Source organism: Halorubrum tibetense (assembly GCF_042661865.1).
In the GTDB taxonomy this organism is placed as follows: Archaea; Halobacteriota; Halobacteria; order Halobacteriales; family Haloferacaceae; genus Halorubrum; species Halorubrum tibetense.
This window is the reverse complement of sequence record NZ_JBHSWW010000089.1, coordinates 1-8,649: the sequence shown is the minus strand read 5'-3', so window position 1 is coordinate 8,649 and position 8,649 is coordinate 1. Positions and strand designations below refer to the sequence as shown.

The following is an 8,649-nucleotide window of genomic DNA, read 5'->3' as shown; positions in this document are numbered from 1 at the left end:
AGGACGCTCAGAAGATCCATCAACAACGACCGATCTTACAAGAGACACTTGCTACCGCTACACAACCGAGGTGTGAGTCTTAGCTAAAGACGAATGCTATCTGGGGTTATCGGGGGTTGCAACCGCGCTCGTCGCCGCGGTGTGGATGGGCGCGTGGCCGTTCGTGCTCCTGCCCGAGCTCGCGTGGACGCTCGCTATCGTCGTCGCGTTCGCGTTCTCCGCGCTGGCGCACAAGTACTACACGACGGAGATGGAAGTCGGCAAACCCGACGAGCCACCGGAGCTGTAGTGGTCGTCCCCCGTTTCGGTACCACCTCGTCGAGTCGCATCGCGGGTCCGTACCGATACAGCGACTCGGCGACGGCGGTCCGACCCAGGGGCCTACTGTCGCCGAAAACCGGACACCGGACGCCGGTTCAATGAGTCGTATACCCGAGTTCAGGCACTCCATACGGGTCTTCAGACACCGCGTAACCATACGGATGGAACACGTTAGATCGACTAACCGAACCTCGGTCCCCACGCAGTCATGAAACGACGACACCTCATCCTGACACTCGGCGGCGCCAGTGCCGGCGCGATGACGATCGGCTCGGGCGCGTTCAGCAGCGCCCAGGCCGAACGCGGGGTGAGCGTGAGCGTCGTTGACGACGATCACGCCTTGGTGGGGTACGACAGCCCGAGCGACGAGGCGGACGGAAAGGCGGTGACTGACGGCGAGCGGGTCGACTTGGTCACCGTCGAGAACCGGTTCGCCGACGGTGCGGAGCTCTCGATCGAGGACGTCACGCTCGAGGTCATCCCCGACGACGGCGAGTACCCGAAGGTAACCGAGGTCACGTACGACGACGGGACGTTCGGATCGGGCGACAGTGAAACGATCGAGGGCACGATCGAGTGTGCCGGAAGCGGCGAGCGCGCGACGGTCGAGCTCACCGTTCGCGTCGCGGGCGAGGGCGTCAGCGCGGAGCTGTTCGGCGACACGGAGACGCGCCGTTTCGAGATCGTCTGTTACGACGTTACCACGTACAGTGCTTCAGGCGGCGTCGGCGTCGAAGGCGTCGAGTTCAAGGGGAACGGTAACGCCGAGATATCCTCTCCGGACGAGGGCGAGGTCGACGTACAGATCTACTATGTCGACGGCGGCGGGGTCGCCGTGACCGACGACAAGAACGTCTCGGTAGGGGAGAACCTCCGTGGGCAGACGTCCCTCGGCGGGAAGACGATCGCCGGCGTTCATGTCAAGGGGATCGACGGCGTGTTCGTTCACCCGCAGTTCGACGCCGATGACTGTGGTGTCACACCGGGCGGTGGGGGCGGAGAGAACAACGGAAACGGAAACGACAACGGAAATGGGGTCTCCGGTAGCACGGTGACGGAGACACGCGGCTCCGAAGACGCATTCGGCGGCTGTCTCCCCGACGACTACTGAGTTCGGGTCGTCTCTCCGCCGCGTCCCCGCCACGCTCCGCCGCGTCCGTGACACACAACGCGTATTATTGCCCGGCCGGAAACCGGATCGTGAACGTTCTCGTCACGGGAGCCTGCGGCGGCGTCGGCAGCTGGACGGTCGAAGAGTTCGCCCGCGAGGGTCACGACGTCGTCGGTGTCGACCTCCGAACGCCGGAGAAAACCCGCAAAAACGTCGATTTCAAGGCCGCGGACCTCACCGACTACGGCGAGACCAAGCAGCTCGTCGAGGCGGCGGAGCCGGACGCCGTGGTCCACCTCGCGGCGATCCCGAACCCCGAGGACCACGCGGGCTCGCGCGTGTTCGAGACCAACGTCACCAGTACGTACAACGTCCTCGACGCCGCGGGCGCGGTCGGCGCGCGGGTCGTCCAGGCGTCGAGCGAGAGTCTCTACGGCACCGTCTTTGCCGAGGAGGACTGGCTGCCGGACGCGCTCCCGATCGACGAGGAGACGTCGACGGAGCCGGAGGATCCCTACGCGCTCTCGAAGGTCGTCGGCGAGGAGGTGGCCGCGCGCGTCGCGCGGCGGTACGGCGTCGGCGCGGTGTCGCTCCGGTCGTCGTGGGTGACGTATCCCGGCGAGACACGGATCCGCGAGGCGCGCGAGGGGTTCGACCCCGAGACGGCCGCGTTGAGCGGCAACGGCTGGAGTCACATCGACGTGCGCGACCTCGTGAGCGCGATCGAGGCGGCGATCGACGCCGAGATCGACGGTCACGAGGCGGTGTTAGTCGCCGCGGCGGAGAACTTCCTCGGACGCGACACGGCTGCGACGATCGAGGCGGTCCACGGCGAGTTGCCGGAGACGTGCGAGATCGAGGGGACCGAGTCGATCTTCGACTGCTCGAAGGCGGCGCGCGTGCTCGGTTGGGAGCCCGCACACTCGTGGCGTGACGCGGAGGACGCGTCGGTGGCGGGACCTGCGTTCGTGTAGGCGGCTGCTGCTGCCGTCGGCAGCGATCTGAGGCCACCTCGTCGCCTTCGAACGGCCTCAAAACCCGTTTCAGGCCCATCCAGAACCGGTACAGACCGAGCCGGAACCATCTACAGACCGGGCCAGAAATCCTTCAGACGCGGGCAGAAGTTCTTCCGGCGTGTCATAACGATATGGGTAGGGTTCCATGGGTGAAGTAGAGCGACCCGGGGTGACACGGGATGTCTCGTGTGCCTGGACGCGGGTCGTGTGCGGTAACAGAGGTAGACCAACCATGGAACGACGCAAATTCATGATCGGCGCAGGTGCATTGGCAACAGGTAGCGCGGCGGCAGTGGGTACGGGTGCGTTCACGAGTGTTGAGGCTGAGCGTGACTTCGCACTCGCTACCGCGGGCGACGCGGCCGCCTTCCTCACAATCACCGTTGAGGATCCCGAACACGCTGGTGTCACTGACAATGATATTGTGGAACTGGCTTTCGATGGTGACGCAACTGGTGCAAGTGCCAGTGGCGCAGATGGGGACGGCATCAATAAGAACGCGACGACTCGCTTTGACGAGGTTATCAGTATCCAAAACCAAGGCACAGAAGAAGTTGAACTCTTCTTTGTCACGGATGAAGAGGACGTTGACGCGGGCCGTGCTGACCGCACGAATGTGTTTGACGACAATGGTGATGATCTGACCGCACCCGCGCATAACTCCCGCACACTGGGAACTGGTGAGAGTACCACGATCGACTTCCAATTCGAGACTGGTGAGGGAACTCGGATCGGCGAGTTCGTCTCAAACAAACTGATCGTCGCGCAACAAGACGCTCCCACTGACAGTGACTTCGTCGGCGATGTTCGCGACGACGTCGACCCATACCAGGGCAGCGAGTAAATATCGATCTGACGGTTAAATAAGATGAAGAGACGACAATTCGCTCTCGGACTCGGTGCGGTCACGACAGCTGGAACCGCGATAATCGGATCCGGGGCGTTCACGTCGGTCGAGGCAGAACGAGCCGTTACCGTTGAGGTCGCCGATGATAGCGACGCGTTCCTCGCGTTGAATCCAACAACCGAATATGCGAGGATTCGAGACGACGGAACGTTCACATTGGACCTTACGCCGAGTAACCCAACTGAGGCTGGTGGGACTGGTGTCAATGCGAATGCTGATACGATCATCCGGGACGCATTCGAGATCAAAAACCAGGGAACACAGTCGATTCAGGTGCTCTTCAATGGCGGTACCAATGGTGGCCCAAAGGCCAGGATAAGGCTGGCCGATGTAGGTGATGATCTCACCGTCAATATCTCTCCCAGTGTAGAAACCACAGATCAAACACCTTCCCCGGGTGAGGCGATACCGTACGATGTCGAAGTCTTCGCTGGTGAAGGTGCGACCCCGAACTCCGAAATCGACGAGACGGTAACCGTCGTGGCTGAGGCAATCGAATAGGAATCGTATTTCAGTATATTTCCCACACTGGTGTTCACGGCGGTTCGATTCCGCCGGTGGGCCTCAAACGAGGGAGCAGCAATGAAACGACGCCAACTCCTGCTCGGAAGCGGGGCAACACTAGGTGGGGCATCGATACTGGGGACCGGGGCGTTTACGAGCGTCAGCGCTGACCGTGACGTGTCAGTGACTGTTGCCGACGACGCTGACGGCTTTTTAAGACTCGCACCCTGTGACTCACCGAACGGACAGTACGTAGACAATGAAGACGGCCTTCTGTACATAAACCTCTCGGGAAGTAACAGTAACTCCGACCCGAGTGGAGATGGTGTTAATCCCCATGGAATTACGCGGTTCGACGACGTTTTCCAGATCGCAAACCAAGGGACGCAGAACGTCTGTGTCGATTTCGAAATTGACGTGCCGCAGCTATCCAATGATGCCGAGGTGCCGGACCGGTACGACTTCGGCCCCGGTGACCCTGCTGTGGTGTTCTACCGGGGATCAGATCGCGAGCGACTCGTTGTCAACAACCGACTGGACCCGGACCGTGATGGAGCGATCAGGTTGCCGATCGATAACGGTAACGCCGAGTGTATCGGCTTCGAAGTTCGGGCGTTCGGATTCGATTCCGCCGAGGATCTGTTCGAGGGGGAGGAGCTGACGATCCGTGCCGACGCCGACGCGGAGTGTACGCTTCCGGAGAAAGGCGGCGACGTCGCGGATCCGACGCCGATAGGACCGACAGACGGACTCGTGGGCTACTGGCCGCTTGACGATCTCTCCGATGGAACGACACCGGACATCGTTGGAGAGAACGACGGTCAAATTAATGGAAATGTTGAGCCGGCATCCGGACAGGTTGGTGGCGCAGCAGAATTTGACGGTGACGACGATTACGTTCAAATCTCCGATAACCAGAGCCTTGGTGTCACGAACGTCAGTATATCGGCGTGGATCTATCGAGTTGGTTCGAAGAACCGGGTATACGTCTTCGATGGCCGTGATCACAACTACTTCGTAAAACTCGACGATAGGACCAGTACCCCGCAGGTAGGCGTTTTTGACGATAACGGCGGACTCCACGTTTTGAACGCCGAGAGCGGAGATATACCGGAAGAAGAGTGGACACATATCGTCGGGACGTACGACGGAAACGAACTGAGCATCTACATCGATGGCGAAAACGACGGAACCCAGACCGCGCAAGGCCCCATCCGGGTTTCTCCCGGTCCTGCCCGGATAGGTGGTTATATCGGAGGAGGGTATGGCCACCGGGGTCGGATTGGTAATGTGAGAGTGTACGACCGTACACTCTCTGAAGATGAGGTGAAAGATCTCTACGACGCAACGAGCGGCGGATAGCGGCTATAAAATGAGTCGGATGTAGATTCGCAGATTGACCACCCCGCTACTCGCGTTTGGCGCTCTAGTGGCCGTGCCGCTCGCGGTCCCTGCCGGCACGGCCGTCCTCAATGAGCTCACCGACCAGCTCACCGAGGCCGTCGTTACGGTCGACACCGACGATTCTTCTGCCGCGACCCGGTTCCGTCGCCATCCCGGGCTCAGCGACGCCGACGTGGCAGTCCTCGCCTGTGCCGACGCCCGCGACGGGGTCGCCGTGATGGACGAGTCCGCTGGACGCTCCGCGGCCGAGGTGGAGGACATCGAGACGCGCGGAAGCGCATACGTCGTGCTCTCAGCCGTACAGCGGGGGATGCTGACTCCTGAACGGGGACGCGAGACGGTCGACGCGATGATCGACGCGGGCTGGTACGTCGCGCCCGATTTATATACGACGCTCGTCCGGAAACTGGAGTCGTTTGAGTAGCTCCCGCGTCGTCCGACTCTTCACTCCGCGTCGTCCGACACCTCACTCCGTTCTGCCACCGTCCGCTTCGTCCGCATCCTTCTCGCCGTCTCGACGCAGCTCCGCGTCCGCAAACGCCCGGATCCGCTCTCTCTCCTCCGCGCTCATCTCGACCGCTCGGGCACTCTCTATCTGTCCGTTCACGACCGCGTTCTGTTGTGGGCCCCACACCTCGGGCGGGTGTTCATTTATATACTCCACCCAGCGCATCACCTGCTCGTAGCGGGGCGGTCGCTCGGCGTCGTCGTCGGCTTCGGCCGAGCCGTCCTCAGGCGTTTGTGAGTCGCTCATAGCGATTCTCGACGTCGAGTCGTTCGACCCATTCTTCGAGCCGGGCGCGGGAAAGCGTTTCTCCAAAGAGAGTATAGAGGTGCGCAGCGTCCTCGAGATCGGTTCGGCCCCCGAGCGAGAGCTTATAAGCGATCTGGAGTTCAAGCGGACCGATGGGGATCGTGTGACCACCGACGTGTGCGTCCACCGTGTTCGCGAGAGAGGCGTCATCGAACTCGTCGCTCGGGAACTTCACTTCGAGGTGTGGCGTCATCTCGCCGTCGGGAGCGACCCAGATGTTCGTCTCGTTTTCGAGGTTGCCGTACATCTCGGAGAGCGGCATCGCGGGACCCCAGTACCCCTCTCGCTGTAGTTCGGCGACGAGCTCGTCGATGCGCTCGGCCGAACAGCGCTCGATGAACACGTCGATGTCCTCGGTCGACCGCGACCGCCCGGCGAGGATGGCGACGTAGCCGGCGACGAAGACGTGATCGATGTCGAGCCCGGACAGCGTTTCGGAGAAGCCGATCGCGAGCTCGTCGAGCCGGTTCGGCTCGCGGTCGACGACGAGCCCGCGCTCGGTGAGTTCGACGCCGGACATACGTGTCCGTCCGTGCGGCATTATATAAACATCCCCGGCGGGTCGGTCCGCTGGGAGCGATCTGACGGCGAACCGCGCTCACCGCCCCGACCACGCGGTTCAGCTGCCCTTATGTATCCCCCGGACGGATCCGCGGGTATGGCCGATCACTCCCACGAGCCCGACCCGGACGCACGCGTGACCGCCCCGATGCAGGAGTTCGGGAGCCGCGAGGTCGCCATCGGCGCGGCCGTCACCCTGCTCGGGATCCTGCTCGCGTACGTTCTGCCGGCGCTCCTCGCCTGAGCCCCGCGCGTCGACCCTCGTTCCGACCCTCGTTCGTTCGACACCGCCTCCCCTCGCCAGCGACGGCACTCACCGGGTCCGACAGCCGTCACCGATGTCGATCGCGGAGAAATCGGTCTCGTCCGCACCGTCGGCCGGCCCGCGGGGGTACCACGCCAGCGGATGGTCGGCGATCAGGTCGATCGTGACGGGTTCGTCGAGGCCGAACTCCTCGACGTGGTTGTGGAGGCAGTGAACGGACTCGCCGGAGTCGAGCTCGACCCGGTAGATGAACGAGGGGCCGACGTACTGCCGCGCGACGACGACCCCGTCGGCGACGTCGGGGTTCGCGGGCGTCGCCCGCAGGTCGTCGGGCCGGACGAGCACGTCGACGGGTGCGCCGTCGTAGGTGGTGTCGTATCCCTCGAGGGCGGCGGCGTTGAAGCGGCCGACCCCGGTCTCGACCTGCCCGTCACACAGACAGCCTTCGAGGAACGAGGCCCGACCGAGGAAGGAGGCGACGAACTTCGATTCCGGCCGCTCGAAGACGGACTCGGGCTCGCCCACTTGCTCTATCGACCCCTCGCTCATGACGGCGACGCGGTCGGAGATGGACAGCGCCTCCTCTTGATCGTGCGTGACGGACACCGCGGTGACACCCGTCTGTTTGAGGATCCGGCGGACTTCTTCACGCATCTCGACGCGTAGGCGTACGTCGAGGTTCGAGAACGGCTCGTCGAGCAGCAACAGGTCGGGTTCCGGTGCGAGCGAGCGCGCGAGCGCGACGCGCTGTTTCTGGCCGCCGGACAGCTGGTCCGGCGTCTTCTCGCCGTGGCTCGGCATATCGACGAGTTCGAGGAGTTCGTCGACACGCGCCGCAGTCGCGGCATCGTCGGCGTCGGAGAGGCCGAACGCGATGTTCTCGCGGACGGTGAGGTGGGGGAACAGCGCGAAGTTCTGGAACACGATCCCGACGTCGCGGCGTTCCGGCGGAACGAACGACTCGCCGTCCGCGACGCGCTCGCCCGCGAGGGTGATCGACCCGCTGGTCGGCTCCTCTAAGCCGGCGATCATCCGGAGCATCGTCGTCTTCCCGCAGCCCGACGGCCCGAGGAACGTGAGGAGCTCCCCCGCCCGAACGTCGAGCGAGAGCTCCTCGACGGCGCATTCGGGGCCGAACTCTTTGGTGACCTCGTCGAGCGTCAATACGGGGTCGGCGGACGCGGTGTTCCCGGTCGATCGACCGCCCGACGTGGTGGCTGCCGGGTCAGCGCTGCCGCCCGTGTCGTCCGCGCCGGCGACGCCGGTCGACGATCGGCGCACGCTCTCGGTCGATCGGTCCGCGTCAGTCCGTTGGGTATGGGCCATGATGCGGTGGTCGGGCACCGACCGAACCGGCGTCCCGTTGTTGCCCGATGTATTTTAGGAGTACCTAAAAGCATGTCGTTCGAATTCGGGGCGTGGGAATGCCGGAGCGGGACGACGACGGCTGTTCCCGGACGCTCCGATGAGCACCGCCGTGATCTCAGGCCAGCTCACGGTCGATCACGCCACGGAGCTGGCGGATCGCGTCGGCGTCGGCCGCGATCGACTCGTCACCGACCGACAGTGAAAGCGTCCCGTCCGTGGTCACGTCCCCGAGCCGGAGGACTGGGAGGTCGCCGGCGCGGTCGGCTACCGCGTCGGGGTCGGTCGTCTGGACGACGAGCCGCCCCGGCGTCTCCTCGAAGGCGGCGATCCGGTCCGGCAGCGAGACGTCGACACCGGTGTCGTCGCCGACCAGCTCGG

General features: G+C 63.5%; 9 protein-coding genes and 3 pseudogenes. 8 read left to right on the top strand and 4 right to left on the bottom strand.

What is annotated here, in order from left to right; translation table 11 throughout:
- Positions 1-91: 91 nt before the first annotated feature.
- The 7 genes and pseudogenes from ACFQEU_RS07855 to ACFQEU_RS07825 form a co-directional block, all read left to right on the top strand.
- Positions 92-289: pseudogene (locus tag ACFQEU_RS07855) on the top strand (DUF7344 domain-containing protein); the annotation flags it as partial.
- 240 nt (positions 290-529) lie between these two features.
- Positions 530-1,432 (top strand): hypothetical protein, encoded by a 903-nt coding sequence (locus ACFQEU_RS07850; RefSeq protein WP_379780928.1) that lies wholly within the window; start codon positions 530-532, stop codon positions 1,430-1,432.
- Between the two features lie 86 nt (positions 1,433-1,518).
- A complete protein-coding gene (locus tag ACFQEU_RS07845) occupies positions 1,519-2,406 on the top strand; it encodes an NAD-dependent epimerase/dehydratase family protein (protein WP_379780931.1) in 888 nt (295 codons plus the stop codon).
- A gap of 274 nt (positions 2,407-2,680) precedes the next feature.
- Positions 2,681-3,292, top strand: a complete 612-nt coding sequence (locus tag ACFQEU_RS07840; RefSeq protein ID WP_379780926.1) for a hypothetical protein — start codon at positions 2,681-2,683, stop codon at positions 3,290-3,292.
- Between the two features lie 24 nt (positions 3,293-3,316).
- Positions 3,317-3,856: a hypothetical protein gene (locus ACFQEU_RS07835; RefSeq protein WP_379780924.1), complete on the top strand. Its 540-nt coding sequence runs from the start codon at positions 3,317-3,319 to the stop codon at positions 3,854-3,856.
- An 81-nt stretch (positions 3,857-3,937) separates the two neighbouring features.
- Positions 3,938-5,221, top strand: a complete 1,284-nt coding sequence (locus tag ACFQEU_RS07830) for a LamG-like jellyroll fold domain-containing protein (RefSeq protein ID WP_379780922.1) — start codon at positions 3,938-3,940, stop codon at positions 5,219-5,221.
- Between the two features lie 67 nt (positions 5,222-5,288).
- Complete coding sequence (locus ACFQEU_RS07825; RefSeq protein WP_379780919.1) at positions 5,289-5,687, top strand: PIN domain-containing protein; 399 nt, start codon at positions 5,289-5,291, stop codon at positions 5,685-5,687.
- A 42-nt stretch (positions 5,688-5,729) separates the two neighbouring features.
- On the opposite strand, the gene ACFQEU_RS07820 is transcribed toward ACFQEU_RS07825, so the two are convergent.
- Together ACFQEU_RS07820 and ACFQEU_RS07815 are read right to left on the bottom strand one after the other, a co-directional pair.
- Positions 5,730-6,017: a hypothetical protein gene (locus tag ACFQEU_RS07820; protein ID WP_379780917.1), complete on the bottom strand. Its 288-nt coding sequence runs from the start codon at positions 6,015-6,017 to the stop codon at positions 5,730-5,732.
- The gene (locus ACFQEU_RS07815; protein WP_379780915.1) at positions 5,995-6,597 is read right to left on the bottom strand and encodes a hypothetical protein; all 603 of its coding nucleotides are present in this window, start codon (positions 6,595-6,597) and stop codon (positions 5,995-5,997) included. Before ACFQEU_RS07815 ends, ACFQEU_RS07820 begins: the two co-directional genes overlap by 23 nt.
- A gap of 138 nt (positions 6,598-6,735) precedes the next feature.
- Between ACFQEU_RS07815 and ACFQEU_RS07810 the strand changes: the two genes are divergently transcribed.
- On the top strand, positions 6,736-6,882 hold the full coding sequence (locus ACFQEU_RS07810) for a DUF7550 family protein (protein WP_379780913.1): 147 nt from the start codon (positions 6,736-6,738) through the stop codon (positions 6,880-6,882).
- A gap of 141 nt (positions 6,883-7,023) precedes the next feature.
- Here ACFQEU_RS07810 and ACFQEU_RS07805 read toward each other — a convergent pair.
- Both ACFQEU_RS07805 and ACFQEU_RS07800 read right to left on the bottom strand, forming a co-directional pair.
- A pseudogene (locus ACFQEU_RS07805) lies at positions 7,024-8,229 on the bottom strand (ABC transporter ATP-binding protein); the annotation flags it as partial.
- 157 nt (positions 8,230-8,386) lie between these two features.
- Positions 8,387-8,649: pseudogene (locus ACFQEU_RS07800) on the bottom strand (phosphoribosylformylglycinamidine synthase subunit PurL); the annotation flags it as partial.